At 41.9% G+C, this 21,992-nt stretch carries 21 protein-coding genes and 1 rRNA gene; 15 read left to right on the top strand and 7 right to left on the bottom strand.

Translation table 11 applies throughout. The annotated features are described in order from the left end of the window. Nucleotides 1–74: 74 nt before the first annotated feature. The 3 genes from rrf to VIM89_RS09660 all read left to right on the top strand — a co-directional run bounded on the left by rrf (nt 75) and on the right by VIM89_RS09660 (nt 1,731). Nucleotides 75–186: ribosomal RNA gene (rrf, locus tag VIM89_RS09650) — 5S ribosomal RNA — on the top strand. Between the two features lie 137 nt (nt 187–323). Then, complete coding sequence (locus VIM89_RS09655) at nt 324–905, top strand: Crp/Fnr family transcriptional regulator (protein WP_488155949.1); 582 nt, start codon at nt 324–326, stop codon at nt 903–905. Nucleotides 906–993: 88 nt separating this feature from the next. Next, on the top strand, nt 994–1,731 hold the full coding sequence (locus tag VIM89_RS09660) for an SDR family oxidoreductase (protein WP_488155950.1): 738 nt from the start codon (nt 994–996) through the stop codon (nt 1,729–1,731). 100 nt (nt 1,732–1,831) lie between these two features. Here the strand turns inward: VIM89_RS09660 and VIM89_RS09665 are convergent, their stop codons facing one another. Then, nucleotides 1,832–2,374, bottom strand: coding sequence for a nuclear transport factor 2 family protein (locus tag VIM89_RS09665; protein ID WP_488155951.1), 543 nt, complete (start codon nt 2,372–2,374; stop codon nt 1,832–1,834). Nucleotides 2,375–2,686: 312 nt separating this feature from the next. Between VIM89_RS09665 and VIM89_RS09670 the strand changes: the two genes are divergently transcribed. After that, on the top strand, nt 2,687–2,998 hold the full coding sequence (locus VIM89_RS09670; protein ID WP_488155952.1) for a hypothetical protein: 312 nt from the start codon (nt 2,687–2,689) through the stop codon (nt 2,996–2,998). A 129-nt stretch (nt 2,999–3,127) separates the two neighbouring features. Continuing rightward, nucleotides 3,128–3,904: a glycine-rich domain-containing protein gene (locus VIM89_RS09675; protein WP_488155953.1), complete on the top strand. Its 777-nt coding sequence runs from the start codon at nt 3,128–3,130 to the stop codon at nt 3,902–3,904. A gap of 2 nt (nt 3,905–3,906) precedes the next feature. Here VIM89_RS09675 and VIM89_RS09680 read toward each other — a convergent pair whose 3' ends face one another. Next, nucleotides 3,907–4,206 (bottom strand): hypothetical protein, encoded by a 300-nt coding sequence (locus VIM89_RS09680; RefSeq protein WP_488155954.1) that lies wholly within the window; start codon nt 4,204–4,206, stop codon nt 3,907–3,909. Between the two features lie 445 nt (nt 4,207–4,651). On the opposite strand from VIM89_RS09680, the gene VIM89_RS09685 reads away from it, so the two are divergent. The 7 genes from VIM89_RS09685 to VIM89_RS09715 all read left to right on the top strand — a co-directional run bounded on the left by VIM89_RS09685 (nt 4,652) and on the right by VIM89_RS09715 (nt 12,503). After that, entirely contained in the window at nt 4,652–5,254 is a 603-nt protein-coding gene (locus tag VIM89_RS09685) for a TMEM175 family protein (protein WP_488155955.1), read from the top strand. Between the two features lie 219 nt (nt 5,255–5,473). Next, nucleotides 5,474–6,313, top strand: a complete 840-nt coding sequence (locus tag VIM89_RS09690) for a phosphatidylinositol-specific phospholipase C/glycerophosphodiester phosphodiesterase family protein (RefSeq protein WP_488155956.1) — start codon at nt 5,474–5,476, stop codon at nt 6,311–6,313. 283 nt (nt 6,314–6,596) lie between these two features. After that, nucleotides 6,597–7,904: a cytochrome ubiquinol oxidase subunit I gene (locus VIM89_RS09695; RefSeq protein ID WP_488155957.1), complete on the top strand. Its 1,308-nt coding sequence runs from the start codon at nt 6,597–6,599 to the stop codon at nt 7,902–7,904. A 122-nt stretch (nt 7,905–8,026) separates the two neighbouring features. Beyond that, nucleotides 8,027–9,046, top strand: coding sequence for a cytochrome d ubiquinol oxidase subunit II (locus VIM89_RS09700; protein ID WP_488155958.1), 1,020 nt, complete (start codon nt 8,027–8,029; stop codon nt 9,044–9,046). 50 nt (nt 9,047–9,096) lie between these two features. Then, a complete protein-coding gene (locus VIM89_RS09705) occupies nt 9,097–9,312 on the top strand; it encodes a hypothetical protein (RefSeq protein WP_488155959.1) in 216 nt (71 codons plus the stop codon). Beyond that, a complete protein-coding gene (locus VIM89_RS09710) occupies nt 9,302–9,628 on the top strand; it encodes a type II toxin-antitoxin system RelE/ParE family toxin (RefSeq protein ID WP_488155960.1) in 327 nt (108 codons plus the stop codon). Before VIM89_RS09705 ends, VIM89_RS09710 begins: the two co-directional genes overlap by 11 nt. Before the next feature lie 133 nt (nt 9,629–9,761). After that, nucleotides 9,762–12,503 carry a family 78 glycoside hydrolase catalytic domain gene (locus VIM89_RS09715; RefSeq protein WP_488155961.1) on the top strand — a complete coding sequence of 914 codons (2,742 nt, stop codon included), beginning with the start codon at nt 9,762–9,764 and terminating at the stop codon, nt 12,501–12,503. Nucleotides 12,504–12,559: 56 nt separating this feature from the next. Here VIM89_RS09715 and VIM89_RS09720 read toward each other — a convergent pair whose 3' ends face one another. Continuing rightward, nucleotides 12,560–13,336: a GLPGLI family protein gene (locus VIM89_RS09720; RefSeq protein WP_488155962.1), complete on the bottom strand. Its 777-nt coding sequence runs from the start codon at nt 13,334–13,336 to the stop codon at nt 12,560–12,562. A 4-nt stretch (nt 13,337–13,340) separates the two neighbouring features. Then, entirely contained in the window at nt 13,341–16,127 is a 2,787-nt protein-coding gene (locus VIM89_RS09725; protein ID WP_488155963.1) for an outer membrane beta-barrel protein, read from the bottom strand. Nucleotides 16,128–16,268: 141 nt separating this feature from the next. Here VIM89_RS09725 and VIM89_RS09730 point away from each other — a divergent pair, with 141 nt between their 5' ends. Together VIM89_RS09730 and VIM89_RS09735 are read left to right on the top strand one after the other, a co-directional pair. Next, on the top strand, nt 16,269–17,036 hold the full coding sequence (locus tag VIM89_RS09730; RefSeq protein ID WP_488155964.1) for a helix-turn-helix domain-containing protein: 768 nt from the start codon (nt 16,269–16,271) through the stop codon (nt 17,034–17,036). Between the two features lie 162 nt (nt 17,037–17,198). Further along, nucleotides 17,199–17,597, top strand: a complete 399-nt coding sequence (locus VIM89_RS09735) for a DUF1398 domain-containing protein (RefSeq protein WP_488155965.1) — start codon at nt 17,199–17,201, stop codon at nt 17,595–17,597. Between the two features lie 50 nt (nt 17,598–17,647). Here the strand turns inward: VIM89_RS09735 and VIM89_RS09740 are convergent, their stop codons facing one another. The 3 genes from VIM89_RS09740 to VIM89_RS09750 form a co-directional block, all read right to left on the bottom strand. Then, complete coding sequence (locus VIM89_RS09740) at nt 17,648–18,046, bottom strand: hypothetical protein (protein WP_488155966.1); 399 nt, start codon at nt 18,044–18,046, stop codon at nt 17,648–17,650. Nucleotides 18,047–18,057: 11 nt separating this feature from the next. After that, the gene (locus tag VIM89_RS09745; protein WP_488155967.1) at nt 18,058–18,543 is read right to left on the bottom strand and encodes a hypothetical protein; all 486 of its coding nucleotides are present in this window, start codon (nt 18,541–18,543) and stop codon (nt 18,058–18,060) included. 74 nt (nt 18,544–18,617) lie between these two features. Next, the gene (locus VIM89_RS09750; RefSeq protein WP_488155968.1) at nt 18,618–18,965 is read right to left on the bottom strand and encodes a hypothetical protein; all 348 of its coding nucleotides are present in this window, start codon (nt 18,963–18,965) and stop codon (nt 18,618–18,620) included. 217 nt (nt 18,966–19,182) lie between these two features. Between VIM89_RS09750 and VIM89_RS09755 the strand changes: the two genes are divergently transcribed. Next, nucleotides 19,183–21,735, top strand: coding sequence for a Kelch repeat-containing protein (locus VIM89_RS09755; protein ID WP_488155969.1), 2,553 nt, complete (start codon nt 19,183–19,185; stop codon nt 21,733–21,735). The last annotated feature ends 257 nt before the right edge of the window (nt 21,736–21,992 follow it).

Genomic DNA, 21,992 nt, shown 5'->3' on the forward strand with positions numbered 1-21,992 from the left:
GGTCAAGGAAGATTTGCCATCATGCTCATACCAATGAACTAATGAACAAATCAACCAATGAACCAAAAAGAAATTCAGGTGCCTATATCGGCGGTGTCCACCTCTTCCCATTCCGAACAGAGAAGTTAAGCCCGCCAGAGCCGATGGTACTGCGGTAATACGTGGGAGAGTAGGTCGGTGCCCCTTTTTACAGAAGCCTCGTTTCAAAAGAACGAGGCTTTCTTGTTTTGTATACTTGTCATTAGTCACTGGTCATTAGTCATTAGTACTCAATCTTCTAATGACCACCTTTCACCATCAAATTATTCTTAGCTTTACAACCTATGCCCACAGGTTTTGAAGTTTTCAAAGATTATGTAACCCGGCACACCCAACTCAACGAAGCTGACTTTGCCGCGCTGGAAGCCGCCGTTCGCCCCAAGAAACTGCGCAAACACCAATACCTGCTGCAGGAAGGCGATGTTTGCCGCTATCACTGTTTCATTACCAAAGGTCTGCTGCGCACCTATTCGGTTGACGAAAAGGGTAATGAACACGTGATGCGTTTCGCTATGGAAAACTGGTGGATCAGCGACCGCGAAAGTTTGCTGACCGAACAACCCAGCAGGTTCAACATTGATGCCATTGAAGATTCGGAAGTGTTGCTGTTTGACAAACCCACAATGGAGATGCTTACGGACAGCATCCCCGCCTTTGGCAAAATGATAACCGGTGTGCTCGACAAAAGCTTTATCACCTCCCAAACGCGTATTCACGAAGCCATAAGCAGCACGGCCGAAGAAAAATACAACATCTTTGTGCAGCGCTATCCCGGTTTCGCGTTAAGGGCGCCGCAGTCAATGATCGCCTCGTACCTCGGCATCAAACCGGAAACATTAAGCCGCCTGCGAAACAAAAAGCATTGACATTTGTCAATTGCTTTCTTGACATACCTCATCGTTTTGGGAGGCCTTTTGTAGCCAATTTTGCTTTATAACAAAAGCAAAAAATATCATGTCACGTAAATTAGAAAATAAAGTAGCCGTAATAACCGGCGCAACCAGCGGGATGGCCCTGGCCACCGCCAAATTATTTGTAGAAGAAGGCGCTTATGTATTTATAACAGGCAGGCGCCAGGAATTGCTGGACAAAGCCGTAGCCGAAATAGGTCGCAACGTTACCGGCATCCGCGGCGACTCGGGCAACCTGGCCGACCTTGACCGTATCATCGAAACCGTAAAAAAAGAAAAAGGCCATATCGATGTTCTTTATGCTAGCGCCGGTGTAGGCGATTTTGGTGTAATGCTGGGCAACGTAACCGAAGAAGTCTACGCCAAAACCTTCGACGTAAATGTAAAAGGAACCATCTTCACTGTTCAGAAAGCGCTTCCATTGTTGGTCGACGGCGGGTCTATTATCATGACGGGTTCTATTGCTGGTGTAAAAGCTATCCCCGGTATGAGCGTTTACAGTGCCAGTAAAGCAGCTATCCGCTCACTGGCCCGCACATGGACAATGGAATTAAAATCAAGAAACATACGCGTAAATGTGTTAAGTCCGGGCTCTATAGACACAGCCACATTTGACGGTGTGCCACAAGAGGTGAGGGACGCACTGACACAGCAGATCCCAATGGGCCGTTTCGGCACATCTGAAGAAATTGCCTCAGCTGCTTTATTCCTAGCATCGGCAGATTCAAGCTACGTTACCGGCACCGAGTTGTTTGTGGATGGTGGAGTTGCTCAGGTTTAATTGAGGGAGAGGTTTATCAAATGCGTTTTTGCAAAAAAAGCCTGCCCTTTTTACATAGCAGGCTTTTTTGTAAACAGCCCGGAATGGTATGCACAAGCCATTAATTGCTGCCCGCTGGCGGGGTAACTTTGTAGCCCAATTGTTGAACGATATACAGATTGTCGAAATATATGCGGCTGGAATTGATCTTGCCTTTGGTTACTTTGTAAACACAGTGGTAAGGGAATTTTACTGTTTTGCCCATCGAGGTAAAGGTATAGTCGCCCCAAACAGCCACCCAGTTTCCCATGTAATCGCCTGATTTAACATGGAACGATTCCAAAACGAAGTTCACTTTACGGTCTGATTGTGTTTTATAATTTTCCTTCCAGCCTTTTACCAGTTGCTCGGTGTTCCCCGAATCGGAAGGGGCAGGGCCATAGGCTTTAAAATCAGGTGCTAATAATGTTGCAGCTTTATCAGCGTCGCCGCCTACCAGCCAGTTAGTAAAATTGGCAACGGCCATATCGTCCTGATCAGCGGTCGAGTTATCGCCAATCATGTCTTTTTGATGAATGGCTTTGTCCTGGGCACTGGCTTTGTCAACTGAAAATATAAACAGGACTGCCAGTGCGATAAGAAGAGAAAGGGGAATTCTTTTCATTGCGGTTTAATTTAATAGTTTAAAGAAATAGGTTAATAAGGTAGTCTATAGGGCTGTTATCTTCGTTCGGTTTAATAGCCGGAAATTACCGCAGTAGGATAATATAGTAGGTTCGGAAGATGCTTATAATCAGCAATTAAGGGCGTAATTAAAGCTAAGTAAAAACAATGAATAAATCAAAGCTTTTGTCTTTTCAAATTAAAAACCTCCCTTTCAAGCCTGTCGCAAAACACCCCGCAAGATGTCTCGTTTGCGAGTATCAAAATTGTGATGGATACGCTACCTTTATTAGCGTAAAAGCATACTAACTTCATGAAAATAGTAAGAGTACAATACACCACCACCTTGGAATTCGCACCAATAAACCAGGCGAATATTGCCGCCATTGTGCAGGAGTTAAAAGAACTCAACCATCCCGGAATCAAATATGGCTGCTGGTTGCTACCTGATGGCAAAACATTTATGCACTTTGATCAATTTGAGACGGAAGAAGATCATCATTTGTTAACGTCTTTAAAATCATTCGAAAAATTCGGTGATGAGCTCTGGGCCAGCGGCTTGGAAGTTGAACCTAAACTGGAGCTGCTTAGTTTAGTAGCATCGACAGAAATTTTTTGGAGCTAAATTATAGTTGGCAGCTTTCAGTTGGCGGTTTGCCTTTAAATATTATTAGTCTTCAATCCTTAAAAGCATCCTGGTATTATTGTAGAATTTAAAACTATACGTATCTTTCTACAACTTAAACTAATCACAATGGATCCATTGCAAAAGGTGCTTTGGCATAAGATACAGGATTTTCAACTCGATGAACCATCAGTTGATTTCAAATTTTCGGACAGGCTGAGCCGTGAAAATGGCTGGACATTGCTTTATACCGAGAGAGTTTTAAAAGAATATAAAAGGTTTATTTTTCTTTGTTGTATATCGCCCACAGGCGTTACACCTTCAGATCCGGTTGATCAGGCCTGGCATTTGCACTTAACTTATACCCAATCCTATTGGGTTCGCCTTTGCGGGGACACTTTACACCGGGAATTACATCATAACCCGACACTGGGTGGCACAGCTGAAGCGTCAAAATTTAACGATTATTATACGTTAACGCATCTGCTATATAAGACAGTATTTGAAATGGACCCACCGGCCGATATTTGGCAGAATAATCAAATACGTTTTACCGATGTGAACTTTCAACGGGTTAATAAAAATAAATATTGGCTGATAAGGAAGTCAAAAATCAAATTCATAGCAATTATCTTTTCATTAATAGTTACACATTTCCTTTTTGTACAGGCTTCATTTGGCTCTAATTCTGAAATCGTGCTGGCTATTATTGCAGTTTTCGCTGCGATTTACTTAGCTCTAAATAACAAAGGAGGTGGCGATCAGTCTGGTTGCTCAACCGGAGGAGGATGTGATGGTGGTGGTCATCATGGAGGACATGGTTGCTCCGGTGGTCATGGATGCTCAGGCGGTCATGGCTGTTCCGGTGGTTGTTCCAGCGGATGTTCGGGCGGTGGTGGACATTAAAATTACATCAGCGCCATATTGATCTCCGTAGCCAGCAATCCGCTACCTCCACCATAATGCTGTATAATGATGATCTGTGGGTTATGCGCGGCAAACGCCTTGCGGAGCATTGTATCAGAATCCGGTTCAATGCCCCCTCCAAAAAGCGCCAGGGTAAAAGGCCGGCTTTGGAAAAGAGAAATAGCATCCAGGTCGGTAAGAGCAGCTGTGGCGTTCCAAGCTGGATTATTATTGATTAACCGAACCACCGTTTGCACAATTTCAGGGTTGCGGCCCACTACCAGTATTTCTATCTTTTCCATAAAATAAAGTTACGTGTTATAACACGAATTGCAATAGGTTTTGTAATCAGGCAATTGATGTTTACTTTATTATGATTCATTTAACAAAACCAAAAAAACACTAAATGAACCCCGTCAACAGACCAGCTTCGGGCGAAATCAATCAAAACAATGTTGGGCTGTGAAGTGGAAAGGGCATTAGCAAACTTTGCTGAAGTGCGGGCTTGGTGGGAACGATAGTCGGGCAAAGTATTGTCCCGATAATTATCGGGATGGTTTTGATCGATTTGCAGCGTAAAGGCTAAAAGCGAAAAGAAGTCCGCTAGCTAGCGGATTGACTTGATTTTTTGTTACTTTTTTATCAAGAAAAAAGTAAAAGAAGCCCAGCGGCAATTGAGCGGCCAAAAGTTTTCATTTACCGCTACATCCCTTTAAATAGCTATATTAGTCATCATAACAACAGCCAATGAAAAAAGGACGCCTGGAAGCTTTCAGCGATGGAGTTATCGCTATCATCATCACAATCATGGTGCTCGAATTAAAAGTTCCTGAGCATGGCAGCGACCTGAAGTCACTTTTCCCAATTTTACCTTTCTTTTTAAGCTATGTTTTGAGCTTTACGTATATAGGCATCTACTGGAACAATCATCACCATATGCTTTACCTGGTGAACTCCATCACCGGCGGCGTATTGTGGGCCAACCTGAACCTGCTGTTCTGGCTGTCGCTTATTCCTTTTGGTACCGAATGGATGGCTAATAATCACTTTGCTGCCATGCCGGTAGCCGTTTACGGATTATTATTGATGATGTGCGGAGCCGCCTACCTATTGCTGGCCTATATACTGGCAAGCCATTGTGGTAAAAATTCCGAACTGGCGCAAGCTTTGGGGAGGGACTGGAAAGGAAAACTCTCTATCGTTATCTATATTACTGGCGTAATTTCTGCATTTTGGTATCCACAAGTTAGCTGTGCATTATATGTGCTGGTCGCCTGTGTCTGGTTTATCCCCGACAGGCGCATCGAAAAGAAAGTGATCCATAAAGAAACTACTCATACCGAAGAATAATCGAAAAAGCCTCCTGACTTTTTTACCCAAAAGTTTAATTTCAAAATCATCTAACCTCATGATTTTCATGTCGTATAACATTCTAATTGAATTATAACCTGCTGACAATAATTTAATATTAAGTACATCAGTTTTAAGGATTTATTAATGTTGATTTCACGATATGCATATAATAATCTGCTACTCTTGTGTTGTAAAGTTTAACCCCGGACTTTAAAGATGAAATTGACAATTACGATCACTCGCTGCGTTAAAACGCTCCTTTTTGTCTCGCTCATTTTTACCCAGTTTTACTGTAAGGCACAATCCACCCCGCTTCTAAACGGTTTCGCGCATAACGATTACAGGCATAAACACCCTTTGTTCGACGCATTGGAGAATGGCTTTACCAACATCGAGGCGGATATATTTTTAAAGAATAATAAGCTGATCGTTGCTCACGTATTCCCATACTTTAAGGGAAAACGCACGTTGGAGAATCTATACTTCAAACCACTGTCCGAAAGAATAGCTCAGAATAACGGAAAGGTTTATGAAAATTATAATAAGCCGGTGATCCTGATGATCGACATAAAAACCAATTCCAACGATACATATGAAGCATTAAAGCCATTACTGGAAAAATATAGTTCGATATTGACTCATTTGGAAAATGGTAAGGTTGTGTACGGTGCAGTGACAGTTGTTTTATCAGGCCATAAACCTTATGATATGATAGGCAGCGAAAAAGACCGTCTTGCTTTTATTGACGAGGATCTTCGTAAGGTATCGCGCGATACCACCTCCAATATGTTCACCATGGCCAGCTGCAAATATTCAAGAATGCTGAAATGGGATGGCAAAGGCAGTTTTCCTGAGGCTGAACGAAACAGGCTATGCGCTTTCGTTATTATGGCCCATCGCATGGGTGAAAAGGTTCGCTTATGGGCCTCTCCTGAAAAGAAAGCAGTTTGGGACGAATTGCTAAAGTGCGGTGTTGACCTGATCAATACCGACCGCCTGGTTACCCTGCGCCAATACCTTAATTCTAATACTGTTACCCTCGCTAAAGTTGATTAATATCAATAGCATATTGGTTATACGTAATACGTTTTAGGTTCTACGTGCCTGATTCACTATTCACCATTCACTAAATAAAAACGTATAATATCCTACGTAAAACGTACAACCTTTTTACGAAATAATCCCCACTTGATCAACCCAATCAACTAATTTATATTCGAAATAAATTGCGATTTGCACATTACGGTTAATATCTCTTTTACTATTGTCGCTTACCTTTGGTGTAACAAATTTTTTGCAGAGTACGCTTAAATTTTTTGCAGATTAATCGTCACACACTATGGATGATTTTATAGCCGCCAGGTCTCAGATGGCATTATCTTTAGGGTTCCACATTATATTTTCATGCATCGGGATGGTGATGCCGTTTTTTATGGCGATCGCTCATTTTTACTGGCTCAAAACCAAAGACCCGGTTTATAAGAATATCACCAAGGCCTGGAGCAAAGGCGTGGCTATATTTTTTGCCACAGGTGCAGTTTCAGGAACAGTTTTATCATTTGAATTAGGTTTGCTCTGGCCAACCTTTATGAAACACGCCGGACCAATATTCGGTATGCCATTTTCGCTGGAAGGAACAGCATTTTTTATCGAAGCTATTGCACTAGGATTTTTCCTTTATGGATGGGAGCGGTTCAATCCCTGGTTTCATTGGATTACAGGGGTGGTCGTAGGTATTAGTGGTATTGTTTCGGGCATATTGGTAGTTGCTGCCAATAGCTGGATGAACAGCCCTTCAGGATTTGATTTTGTCAACGGTCAATACCTGAACATCGACCCCATGAAGGCCATGTTTAACGCCGCCTGGTTTCAGCAGGCATTGCATATGTCTATAGCTGCTTTTGCCGCTACCGGTTTTGCTGTAGCGGGCGTGCATGCGGTGATGATCATTCGCAAAAAGAATGTGAAGTTTCATTACATGTCATTTCGTATCGCTATTGTGTTTGGCGCAGTAGCAGCTATTCTGCAACCTTTAAGCGGTGACATTTCTGCTAAAAATGTAGCTAAGCGCCAACCAGCTAAACTGGCGGCAATGGAAGCGCATTTCAAAACGGAAAAGTTTTCACCTTTGATTATTGGTGGCATACCTGATACGCTAACTAAACAGGTAAATTACGCCATTAAACTCCCCGGAATGTTAAGCTTCATGACCTATGAGGATTTCAATGCAGAGGTAAAAGGCCTTGATCAGATACCAAAAGAAGATCAACCTCCAATAGCCATCACACATTATGCTTTTCAAATAATGGTGGGATTAGGGGTACTGATGATGGGCATTGCTGTGCTATATTTTATTGCATTGCTAAAAATGAAAAAATGGTTCAGCAAAGCATGGTTCCTCAAACTGTTCGCCTGGGCAACACCGATAGGGTTTATAGCGGTAGAAGCCGGCTGGACAGTAACTGAGGTCGGCCGCCAGCCATGGATCATACAAGGCGTTATGCGCACGTCTGAGGCTGTTACGCCTATGCCGGGTATTAATTATTCATTCTATCTGTTCACAGCGGTGTATTTGTCGCTGAGTGTTATGGTAGTTTTTATGCTATACAGGCAGATTAAGATGGTGCCGAGGTTATATGATGTTTAATTTTAGTTGAAGAAGTTGTAAAGGTTGTAGTGGTTGAAGAAGTTAATTGACCACTTGTCACTAAAAAAACCAAACCTTTATAACAACTACAACCTTTACAACCACTACAACCAAACAAAGAAATGATCTACGTAGTAATAATCTATTTATGGGTAGCGCTTCTGCTATACCTGCTGCTTGGCGGGGCCGATTTTGGCGCGGGCATCATCGAGCTTTTTACAACCGAGGATAATAAAGCAAGAACCCGACGGATAAGTTATCAGGCCATTGGCCCGGTATGGGAAGCCAATCACATGTGGCTCATTATTGCTATTGTGATTCTTTTCGTTGGCTTCCCCGGTATTTATGCCACCATGTCCGTACACTTGCATATCCCATTAGTAGTAATGTTATTAGGAATTATAGCCAGGGGAACAGCCTTTGCTTTCCGTAATTACGATGCGGTAACCGATAACTTTCAAAAAGTATATAATAAGATATTCGTTTACTCCAGCTTTATTACGCCTTTGTTCCTGGGCATTATTGCCGGTAGTGCGGTTTCCGGAAGGATCGATCCTCATGCGGACACCTTTTTATCGGCTTATATATTCAGCTGGCTCAATTGGTTCTCGGTTAGTATCGGACTGTTTACAGCCTCTTTATGCGGATTTATCGCCGCGATCTTCCTTATAGGGGAGGCTAAACATGATGAGATAGAGCGCAAAAGATATGTCCGCAAAGCGGTGCAGATGAACGTTGCCGCAGTGATCTCAGGCGGAATGGTTTTTGTATCGGCCATATCTGATGGCATTCCTTTGGTGCAATGGGTGTTTGGCAATGCGGTAGGTATTACTGCAGTTTCGGCAGCTACTATTTCCCTGATCATATTATGGTACCTGATCTACAAAGGTAGATCAAAAAGCCTGCGCCTGCTAGCAGGTTTCCAGATCACTATGATATTGCTGACCACTACTTACAAACACTATCCAAATATCGTTATCCTCAAAAACGGCGGGTATCTGTCACTGCTCGAAAATAAAGGGACGGATAAAACCATCGAAGCGCTAGCTTTGGCCTTGTTAATTGGCAGTGTGTTTATTCTGCCGGCATTGATTTATCTTATTTATAGTTTTCAGAAAAGAGGGAATAAGGAAGCTGCATAAATTTGTCTTAATTTTCAGTAAAGAATAGTAAATTTGTGTAAAGGCAAGAAATGAAATTACTAATTGAAATAGAAGATACTAAGGCTGCTGCTTTCATTGAAATGCTAAAGGATTATTCTTTCTTGAAAGCCAAAACTTTGTCTGGCCCTGATGCACAATTATTAGAAGAAATCCACGAAATAAAAAGGGCATTCAAACATGCAGGGCAAATAAAATCAGGCACACTAAAAGGTCGTCCGGCTGAAGATTTGTTAAATGAGCTATAGTGTCTTTACAATTGCTTATTTCGATAAGCAGTTAAAACGCCTCATCAAAAAATATCCTTCACTTAGATCTGAATTTTCTGAATTAATTACCTCCCTCAAAATAGACCCGACTCAAGGCGTCTCTATAGGGAATGGCTGCTACAAGATAAGAATAAGTATAGCCTCAAAGGGCAAAGGAAAATCTGGCGGTGCCAGGGTAATAACCTATGTGACAATTACAGAGAATTCAATTTTCTTACTATCTATTTACGACAAATCTGAGCAGGAAGACATAAGTGATAAAGAGTTGCTTCGTTTGTTGGATGTAATTCGTTAAAACCTTCTATTTAAATTGCTTTTGTAAAAATATCCAGCCAGACAGTTCAGGACAGTTAATCCAATCCGTTTTCATTAGATTTGGTATCAACGCAATATCTGCATTGCGTTTGACACCTAAGTAATAAAATTATATGAAATTCCTCTTCTCATTATTTGCCCTGCAAATAGTTGCGTCCCTGTGTTTGGCCCAGGTAAAAGTTGACGGCCTTTTATGCGAAAATCGCACCAACCCCTTAGGCATGGATGTTACCACACCCCGTTTTAGCTGGAAACTGGTAAGCGATAAACGCAACGAAATGCAAACCGCCTACAGAATAGAAGTGAGCGAAAAGGCAAATTTCGGCGGCCATGTATGGGATTCGGGAAAAATAAAGTCTGATTCATCAGTATTTGTCACTTATAAAGGTCAGCCACTGCAGTCCGGCAAAAAATATTTCTGGCGCGTGCAGGTGTGGGACAACTCGGGCAAATCTTCAGGTTGGAGTGCGCCGGCTTGGTGGCAAACCGCATTGTTTCATGAGTCAGACTGGAAAGCACAATGGATTACACCCGGTTACCAGGAAGATACTACCATGCGACCAAGTCCGTTGATGCGCAAACAATTTGCTGTTGATAAAAAGATCAGATCGGCCGTGGCCTATATTACTGCACATGGCATGTATGAAGCCAATATCAATGGCAAACGCGTGGGCGATGCTTATCTTACTCCCGGATGGACAAGCTATAAAAACCGTCTACAATATCAAACCTACGATGTTACCGATTTGCTGAAAGAAGGCCAGAATGCTATCGGCGTTATGCTGGGTAATGGCTGGTATCGGGGCATTATCGGTTACAGTAACCGTAAGAATGTTTATGGAAGTGATATTGCTTTGCTGATGCAAGTGGAAATTACCTATGAAGACGGATCAACAGGAATAATTTCATCAGATGATAGCTGGAAGTCCTCAACCGGCGAGGTGCTGTATTCCGAGATATATAATGGCGAAACAATCGATCACAACAAAGATCAACCCGGCTGGATGCAAACTGGTTTTGATGACTCCAAATGGAGCGGAGTTAAGGTGCAGGATTATCCAAAAAACATCCTGATCGCTACTTACAATGAAATGGTGAAGAAGCACGAGACCTTTAAGCCTGTCCGCATCTTCAAAACACCAAAGAATGAGCAAGTGATCGATTTTGGGCAGAATTTGGTAGGGTGGGTTGTCCTGAAAGTAAAAGGCAAGGCAGGTGATAAGATCACCGTATCTCATGCCGAAGTGCTGGATAAATTAGGGAACTTCTATACCGAAAACCTACGTGCAGCCAAAGCGCAGGATACGTATATTTTAAAAGGTGGAGACGAAGAAGTTTTTGAACCGCACTTTACTTTTCACGGCTTTCAATTTATACGTATAGAAGGCTATCCCGGCGATGTGATCAAACCGGAAGATGTAACTGCTGTGGCCTTGTATTCGGATATGAAACCTACGGGTACGTTCACTACTTCCAACCCTCTGATCAATCAGCTGCAACACAATATTCAATGGGGGCAGCGCGGTAATTTCCTGGATGTCCCTACCGATTGTCCGCAACGTGATGAGCGTCTGGGTTGGACAGGCGATGCACAAGTGTTCTCGCGCACGGCCACCTTCAACATGAATGTAAATGACTTTTTCGCCAAATGGCTGCGCGACGTAGCTGCGGATCAGTCGCCTGCCGGTATAGTGCCATTCGTTGTACCTAACTGTTTGGGCTTTACACAAGGCAGCACGGGCTGGGGTGATGTGTCAACAGTCGTTCCATGGAACATGTACCTGGCTTACGGCGATAAACGTATCCTTGCCACCCAGTACGCCAGCATGAAGGCCTGGGTTGATTACATGAAAAATCAATCTAAAAACGACTTATGGAACACAGGCTTCCACTTCGGCGACTGGCTGTTCTACAGTCGCGACGATGATACTGATGGGACTTCGGCTATTACCGACAAATTTTTCATAGCGCAATGCTTTTACGCTTATTCAACCCAATTGCTTATCAATGCGGCAACCGTACTGAATAAACAGGAGGATGTTGCTTCTTACACAGAATTGCTTAAACGCATCAAAGCTGCTTTCTTTAAAGAATATGTAACGCCAAATGGCAGACTGGTATCTGGTACGCAAACTGCCTATACCCTTGCGCTAAATTTTGATATGCTGCCTGAGTCATTACGTGACCAGGCTGCAACACGATTGGTAGAAAACATCCATGCCTATGGTGATCATCTTACCACAGGCTTTTTAGGTACACCTTACCTGTGTCATGTGCTTACCCGTTTTGGAAAAGATAATATTGCTTACCGTCTGTTATTGCAGGATACGTATCCGTCATGGCTATATCCTGTTAAGATGGGCGCAACCACCATATGGGAGCGTTGGGACGGCATCAAACCCGATAAAACCTTCGAGGCTGTAAGCATGAACTCTTTTAACCATTACGCTTACGGTGCCATTGGCGACTGGATGTATCGCGTAATGACAGGCCTGGATACCTACACCGATGGCCCGGGCTATAAGCACATCAAGATAATGCCGCACCCGGGAGGTAATTTCACTAACGCATCGGCTAAATTGCAAACTTATTACGGGGATGTCAGCTCGGGCTGGGAAGTAAAGGATGGAAAAATGTACTATACGGTCGAAATACCTGCAAATACCAAAGCCGATATCTTCCTGCCCGTAAAACAAGCTGAAGATATCACAGAAGAAGGCAAATCATTAGCATCAGATAAAGGCTTGACCGTAGGCTCATACCAGGATGGTTATATCGGCATAAGCGTTGGCTCAGGTGTATATCATTTTGAGACCCCTCAACTACCGGCAGCACCGGCTGTTGCAGCGAAATAGATTTGTTAGATCAGTATCAGACTTACGAAGTTTTTAAAACTTCGTAAGTCTGTTTGTCAAAGCGCAAATACCTTAGCATAAAAAGGCGCTTCCGATCCCCAGTCTTTAAATGTCGACTTCATCTTGTCCTGGAAAACTTTCGCTTCCATCTGCTTGCCTTTTTTGGGTGGAGCGACTGCGTTTGGAGCCAGCGTCATATCGGTTACTTTAGTAGCAAACCAGGCAATATTTTCATGCGGCAGCGCAACTTCCAGTATCATTCCAGGTAAACCATTAAACGATTCAGGACCACCTGATACAGGGATGTCCGTCGTGTAAAATGCTACTACATAAATAGAATCCATCATAATGGCATTCGCCCTGCGGCAATTGTAACCGGCAATCTCACGGGTCTCATCGGTTATTTTCCATTTTATTTTACGGGTACTGTCTTTCACCAAAAAAAGCTCATCAAATACCTTCTTTTGGAAAACGCCCGTCTTTGTGTCCAGATCACTGTAAATGGTATTGTTTTGAGTGGCCACCGGGCTGTTGGCAAACCACCCTCCTCCGGTCGCTATTTCCTCCTCGGCTGGTGTGAAGAGCGTTTTATTATTAGCAAATGATAAAACGCTCTTGGATACCTTAAACTGGGGCTGAGCCTTCTTATATGCATCAAATAGGGGACTTAGCCAAGCCTCATTATCCTTATTAAACATTTTTGGGATAATGGCATACATATTTGTTTTACGTTCAAACTCAATAGTGCCCGAAGTAGTAAAATGGGCATGCTGGGCAAAAAGCTTATTGCTCAATAACAAAAGGCAGATAACAAATATTGATAGGTTTTTCATGTTTTTATTTTTTAGCAGTCCCTCCGGCCATTTTAGTAAACTCATAATCAATGGTGAACATCACATATCGTTTAATCGTTGTATAACTGTTTTGTACAATCATATTCGCATTGGCTGTCCGGCTAAAGCCTACATTCTGGTTCAGCAAATCGTTACCCCAGATAGTAAATTTCAGGTTGTCATTTTTCAGGAATGTTTTAATAATGAAGGCATTGATGATGGTTTTACTAAAATCATTATCGAAAGATGCTGTTTTCGGACTATACTCATAACTGTTGTTTGAGCCTATCTGGAACTTGCCCGGCAGGTAAATAGTGAAACCACCATCAGCGTTGAACCCTGTACCGTTGTTATTGGTATTTGGCTGTAGTGATGACCTGCTTATGGTATAGGTAGGACCGCCGGAAAGATATATCTCGATCTTTTTCTCCTTGTATTTATTAATACCTAACCGTGGATTAAAAGAATAGCTCTGAGTGCGGTTAAGCACGTCATTCACCATATTATAATACGTATTTCCGCTGCCATTCATACCAAGCCAAACATTAAAATCCAGCTTTTCTATCTTCTTACCGTAATTGCCCCAGAAATTAAAATTCGAAGTCTGTTTTCCTGGCAGGTTTGCGTATTGACTGATACTTCCCCCGTTAGGTGCATAAGTAATATCGCTTACAATGGGATTTGTAGTATAAGAATAGTTTCCGTTTAAATAGATATACTCATTGGACACCACTTTAAATGAATTATACCAAATATTAAAATTGTTGGTAAATGACGGCTTCAAATTCGGATTACCCTCCACGATATTTAACTGGTCATTGTTATTTTGTATAGGCTGTAACTGATCTATAGTTGGCAAAGTAGTACGCCCGGTATAATTGAAGTTAAATGATTTCTGCTGCGAAAAGCGGTATTGAAAGCTTGCCTGCGGCATCCAGTCAGTAAAGTCCCTGTTCAGCGTGCTGCCTGTATAAGCTTCAGTTTGTTTAAGGTTAACGTCAGCCACTTTAGTACCGAAATTAATTATCGTTTTTCCTTTTTTGAAGTTGAAGATTGCGCCACCCTGGTTCGAGATGCTATTCAGTTTGTAGTTGCTGCTGAACGTATCATTCAACATATTATAATTGCCCGGGCTCGATTGATCAAAACTCTTCCTGTCGGCAGTGGCATTATTTACTCCGAGGCCATAATTGAACGTAATAGCCAAAGTTTTGGTAAGCGGTTCGCTGTAGGTCAGGTTGGTAGTCAGCGCTGAGTTTTTCAGGTTGTTGGTTTTATATTGGTTAACTCTGGAGGTATCAGGTAATGGCAGGTTATTGAAATCAACTTCTGAATTTAAGTACCCTTTAGCTTCACTTTGGTTAAATGCCTCTGCTATATTAAATGAAAGTGTGCGGCGTGGTTTTTTGAATTTATGCGTATAAAGGGCACTGGCATTAAATATTTTCTGATCTACATCATTGGTTATTTTCCTGCTGCTGCTGTTTACCAGGGTATCATTCCTAAATTCCGTACCGGTAAATGTTTCCACTGTGTTACTGTGCTTTGAAGTGCCGTCGACCGCTATTTTAAGATTCGAGCTTGTATCCAGCTTCACATTATAGGTAGCATCCAGCTTTTGCCTGAACATATACTTATGAAACGTCTCGTTCGAAGTGCTGTTTAAGATCGTATCCGGCAAGTTGTTTTGGGTGATATTGGCATTACTGCCATCAACCGTAAGCGAACCTATTTTATAGTTTGTATTCAGTGATTCTTTATCATCGTTCCATTTAGTATCATAGTGTACACCGCCAGTGCGGGCAGTTGGTAAACCTTGTCCATTGTACCTGCCGTCAAACGAATCCAGATCATCCCCATTACCCCCGAAAAAGAAAACAACCCCGCTATCGTCCGACTGAATAGCATTTCCCGAACCATATTTCTGATTATCTTCCCACCCAAGCCCGGTCTTACCATTATTCCCTAAGGTGCCATAAACAGAGAGCTTCTGTTTAGCCTTAAACGCATTGAACAATACCTGCGCCTGGTAAATATTTTCTGTCCCGTCGCCTGCTTCGGCCTTTCCAAACATGCCGTTCTTTTTATCGGCCTTTAGTTTAATGTTCAGGGTCTTTTCTTTCTTCCCGTCATCTATACCGGTAAATGCTGCCTGATCACTCTTTTTATCATACAGCTGTACTTTATCAACCATATCGGCACGGATGTTTTTGGTGACAAGGGTCGGATCATCCCCAAAAAACTCTTCTCCATCAACCAGTACTTTGTTTACTGTTTGGCCCTGAGCAGTAATCTTACCATCCTTATCTACCTGTATACCCGGCAACTGCTTCAATAGATCTTCCACTTTCGCATTTGGCTGTGTGACATAAGCAGCTGCATTAAACTCGGTTGTATCACCTTTTATTTTCATCTGGGCGGCGGAGCCTTTAATAATTACTTCATGCAGCAGGCGCGATTTTAACTGCAGATGGATGTTGCCTAAATTAAAATTCTGCTTAGTAGAATCAAGACTGAATTTATCTACATAATCTGCATAATCAGGATAGGCTAATAAAACAATGAATTTTCCCGGATGTAGTCCGCCGATGTCAAACGAGCCATCCTCACCGGTGCGCGCATAAGTTACCAGCGTAGAGTCTTTGGCATTTAAAACCGACACGGAAGTGTTACGCAGTTTTACATGCTCAACGCTATCACTTACCACACCTTTTACAGAGTATTTGTTTTGGGCCAATAAAGAAGCAGAAAAAGCAAGAAAAATAAGGCACAGTAAAATTTTGTGTTTCATAAGGCTTTGTTAGGGTGCCCTAAGATATAACTAAGCCATTAGGATTGAAAATGCCGACGCGTTAATTTATGTTAATAAATGTTAAATGGAACATTATAAGGCTATTAAAGACTATTAGGTTTATAGTTATCTTTATGCTCAATGAAACAGTTCACCCCTTGCGATGCGCTAAAGCCGTATATTCAATCGCTGATGGTTTCAGAAAGCGGGTTGGCACAAACTTATACTGTGCTGCCGGGCACATCACTGGTAATGGGCTTTCAATATCGTGGCAGACTGGCTTATCAGCAGGAAAACTCAGCTATCAGCCTCGCCACGGCAGGCATCACAGGCATACTCAACACATACCGTATTTTCGAAAATACTGCTAATACAGGTACTGTCCTGGTCATATTTAAAGAGGCAGGAGCAGCTCCCTTTTTTAAAGAACCTTTGCATGAACTATATAACGAAAGCTTATCATTGGACAACCTTGTTGCCAGGGAAGAACTTTCAATACTTGAAGAACAATTATCTGCCGCCCTCACTGATGAAGACCGTTTGCGCCTGGTTGAACAATTCCTGTTTTCTCGTCTGCAGCCGCATAAAACAGATTTACTGGTAAAAGCCGCTATTGAACAAATACATTTAACCAATGGCCTGATCCGCATGGATGACCTGGCCGAAAAACTCTATACCAGCAAAAGCCCGCTCGAAAAACGTTTCAGGCAGGTAGTAGGCACAAGTCCTAAAAAGTTTGCTACCATCATCCGCATGAAATCAGCATTGATCACCATGCAGTCGCCAATGGTTATGCAAAATGAACGACTGCTAGGCTATTATGACCAATCGCACTTTATACATGACTTTAAGAAGTTTACCGGTATTACACCCGAACAATATTTGAAAAATTCGTCTCAAAATAAATAACAATCCCCTCTTTACCGCGCTCGGTAGGGAGGGTGGTCTAGCGCAGCGATGACCGGGTGAGTCAATATGCGACTTACATCTTAAAAAATGAAATCAACGGATTTTTACAATACCAGCCTCCGCAGCCGGGGTAAATTTGCTATACATTAAAACGTTAAGATCATGTTTACAGTAGAGCAAATTAAAGCAGTACACAGCAAAGTAAAATCAGGTGCCGATTTTCCAGATTATGTGCAGGAGATCAAAGCATTAGGATTAATAAGGTATGAATATATAGTATCCGATGGTCGCACCATCTATTATGGTGATAATAATTTCATAACAGAAGCACCTCAGATATATCCTGAGAAAAGAATAAACCCCATTTCATCCGCCTCAACAATAGAACACGTTATACGTGAACATCAGCAGGGCAAGTCTGACTTTCTCACATTTTGCCAGCTGGCAGCAGATGCGGGTGTGCATCATTGGGAAGTAAACACTCAAACTATGTTATGTACTTATTTTGACAACGATGATAAGTCAATGCTTGCCGAGCCAATTCCACAAGGCAAATATTGACTATAATTAAAAGTCCCGGCAATTTGAATGATTGCCGGGACAAAATCAACCTAGAGATTATCTGCTAAAATATCAGGCTTTAAATTCACCACAGTAGGGTTGCGGCTTACGGTCAGTTTATAACCAGGGCTTGGTTTTTCAACCAAAATGCTGGTATCCAAAAGGGCTTTTTTATCTGCCCAGATAACTAACCGTAAAGTGCCTTTATCCCGGTATTTAATGCAAAAATCCTTACTAAGATCAACGTCATGCACAGAATCGACCCTGTGCCGTAATACTAAACGGGTATCGTAAAGCAGTGCCACCCTTTCGTGCGGATGTAACTGGCTGATAGATAAGTTCAAATTATGACACTTTTCATTAGCCGGGTAGCGGTTGCTGTTACTTCTTTTGCAAGCCACCACTGAAAGGATAACCACAAAAGCCAAAATCATTTTTGATCTTATCATAATAATCTGGCTTATTGAATTAATTCCAAAGGTGCAGAAATGGCCCTGTTTATCATCACTTCCCATTGCGACGCTATTTTGCGTAGCTTGTTCAGGTGCAATTCTTTGTCGATATATTGCCTGTATAAAACAATGGAGTGCGGCACCTGCTGATCGCTATAGCGAAGTACGAGGTACAGGAGCAGCGTATTCTTTCCATCTTTTTTCTCTTCTATACTGCAGCTGATTACATTTTTAAGATCGGTCAGGCAGGTGCTGTAATTTTCCAGGTCCATCTGAATGATGACCTTCTTATCCTGATCCATGGCAATAACAGACGAGTCCAGTTGATCGATATGATGAAAATTTAGCTTCAGCTCTTTTTCAGCTTTTATAAGCTCGTCGCTGATCCTTTTCTTTTTTGCCTTACTTGAATTGATGATAATGATAGATACAGGTATTAATATAACGGCTAACAGAACGGCCACAATAAAGGCGTTCTCTAAAACATGGTTCATGAGTTTACTATTTAATGGTTAAAAAATTCTGTGATTTACGATGAGAGACATCGTTTTAAAGTGTGCGCAGACTTTTAACCAAAAAAATGAAAAGGGAACAGGAGTCGCTTAAATAGTTGCTGGCGATGAATAACGGCCCTGCTATTCTGTACAAACAGGGTTTGGCAAGTGATAGTAATATCCTCCCCTGAGGTATTCATGTCGCCGGTCCACAATGGTTTTATCTTGCCGTAGGTAGTAAAATCAATTGTGTTTGTGTGCGAAAGTATTTTTGCGGTTGATGAAAGATGCTCTGAGGTTTTAAATTGTACATTCTCATCAGTCTGCTGGCGGCCTTGCAGTCCGGATGCACTTAACCCCACCGGGTAAATAACGGAGAGGAGAAATAATACCAGTACTAACCGTGCCAGACCTTTATACATACCCCAAAGATAAGCTTTATATTTTTAACGAAATGATATGCCCGAGCGTCATAGATATTAAAAAGACCTTGACTTGTTTAGTTGGCTTCAATAACTTGATTTTCAGGTTATGATAGTCGATTTTAAAAACAGGTAAATATTACTTGCTTAAAAAGCATATTTTAGTGCTGAATTTGTGAAGGCGGCGTGTGCGAGCCGGTTAAAAGTATTAACATTGATGCTGAAATTTAATAAGGCTATATTTAAACATCTCTACAAAACAATTTTTCCTCTCCTTTTTACTTTCCACTGCCTGGATAGCAAGGCACAGGGCTTGCTTTTTAATTCAAACGATAGTCTGCTAACCAAACGTACTTCGCTGCGTGTGTTCAGTAATGATGTGCCCGAGTTTCACGACCATCTTTACATCAACTTTGATCTTTCCTTATGGGATAACGCACACCTGGGATATGTACTTAATCTGGCAGAAAAGGACAATTCATACAGCCTCAGCTACCTGTACATGAACAGTTCGGGCTTTTTGAACTTTAATATCGACAGGAAAAGCAATAAAATCCAGATACCGCTTGATAAATCCATGCTTAAAAAAGGCAAATGGATAAGAGTGCGGATGGATTTTGATCTGAAAGGCGATAAGGTAAATCTCTACATCGATAATAAACTTTACCAGGCAAACGAGCTTGGTCTTAAAGATCAGACCGAAGGTAACCTGATATTCGGTAAAAACCAGTTTTACACCGAAGTGCCTAATATGGCCATCAAAAACCTGTCGGTTGGTGATGATAAACGAACTTACGTTTTCCCGTTGGATGAATGGAAAGGAACCGAAGTTCACGACCAGGAAGGAGAGGTTACCGGAACAGTTGACAACCCGGTTTGGCTGATCAATGAGTCGTATTTCTGGAAGCCGGTTTACAGGAATACGTTTAAACAGGTAGTTGGGCTAAACTTTAATACCATCGATCAAAACCTGTTTATTTTCAAAAAGGACTCACTGATTACGCTTGATTCTGAATCTAAGCAGGCTATTGCCGCGCCTTATCAAAATCAGTTGCCTGTACCTATTGTGCTTGGGAAAAGCATCTATAATGCACGCGAGAATAAATGCTATATCTACGATCTGTTTGATATTCCCAAAGGAATGCCCAGCGTTGCCTCGCTGAACATGGACAAGGACAGCCTCAAATGGGAGGCCATAGGCAAAACCATATTACCGCAGCAACGCCATCACCATAACATGTTTTATAACCTGCAGCAGGATACCATTTATCTGTTTGGCGGTTATGGCGGGTATAAATACTACAACAAGTTTTTGAAATACGATGCCGGGAAGGACAATTGGGTGGAAGTTCCTTTCAAAGGGGATAATATAACGCCGCGCTTTTTTGCAGCTACCGGCAGCTCTGATAACCCCGATGAAATATTGCTGTTTGGCGGTTATGGCAACGAATCAGGCAACCAGATAGTAGGCGGCAAGCAGTTTTATGACCTGTATCGCATCAATCTGAAAACCCACACCATAAAAAAAGCATGGAGTATCCATACTCAAAACAAAGAGGTATTTGTACCGGCGAATAACCTGATCCTCTCGCCCGATAAAAAATATTTCTATGCCTTATGCTATCCGCACGAGATTGCGAAGACTGAAATTCGCTTATACAAATTCTCTCTGCAGGATGGCTCCTACGAAGTAGTAAGTGCGCCAATACCAGTCACTTCCGAAAGGATAGAGTCGGATATTAACCTGTTTTTTAACCATAAAACAAACGAGTTTTTCTGCACTATACAGGAATTTACTGATCGGATTAATTCCAGCATTAAGATTTATTCGCTCTTAGCGCCGCCGGTGAGCAATACGGCTTACTTAAAATCACTAATTCCGCCGCGAAACAGCAGCCATTTACTACTTTATCTGGGTTTGGGCGTAGTAGTTATCCTTGGTTTGATCGTGGTTGTCATTATCAGGAGAAAACCCACAGGTGCTTTACCTGAACCCGAAATGCCATTTGTACCATTATCTCCTGCTATTGAGAAGCATGACACCGGAAAGAAACAAAATGCCGTTTATTTACTCGGAGAATTTATCGTTTATGATAAAAATGGCAGGGATATCACCTACCTCTTCAGTCCTAAAATAAAACAGTTGTTTATACTGATACTGGTCAATAGCTATGGCTATACTGGTATCACCTCAAAAAAGATATCCGCATTGCTATGGCCTGATAAAGACGTCGCCAAAACAAAAAACATCAAGGGAGTAACTTTCAATCACTTGCGCAGTATCATCAGCGATCTGAACGGCATTGAGCTAACCTTTCAGAATGATAATTACCTGTTCAAGTTTTCAGAAGAGTTATTCTGCGATTATTTTGTCGTTTCAGAGCTGATCAAAGAAAGTCAGTGGGGTAATAACGACGGGAAGGTTTTAGAACATTTCAACCTGATATCGAGAGGTACACTTTTAGCGGATATGTCTGACCAATGGCTCGACGACTTTAAAAATAATTATGATGAGCAACTGGTCACCATGATTCAGCCCGTGTTGATCAAGCATTATGATTCCGGAGATTTGCGCCTTGTGCCTGACCTTGCTAAGCTAATATTAGACATTGATCCTTTTAATGACACCGCCCTCAAATATCAATTGAAAGGTTTACGTAAACAGAAAGGTATTGAACAGGCTCGGAAAGTTTACGATCATTTTATAACTGAATACAAAAAGTCTTTCGGTTCAGATTATCAGACCAGTTTCGAAAAAATAATCCAATAAAGTCTGATCAGAATTGACCCGTAGGGTCTACCGCTTTGTAGAAATTAGAAAGAGTTGTTACTTGCCTCGTAGAGGTTACCCCTAACCAGGATGTTAAATTTTTCCGGCGAAGGATAGCCTCTACGAGCAATGTCATTAAGTTAAGAAAATAGCAAAGGTTACAGAATTTATAGTTTTGAGGTATCGAATCTTAAAACCAAAATCTGTAACCCAATGCTGTCTGTAAATGTAAAAATCATTGAAGAATTAAAGAACTT

This window comes from Mucilaginibacter sp., from assembly GCF_036568825.1.
In the GTDB taxonomy this organism is placed as follows: domain Bacteria; phylum Bacteroidota; class Bacteroidia; order Sphingobacteriales; family Sphingobacteriaceae; genus Mucilaginibacter.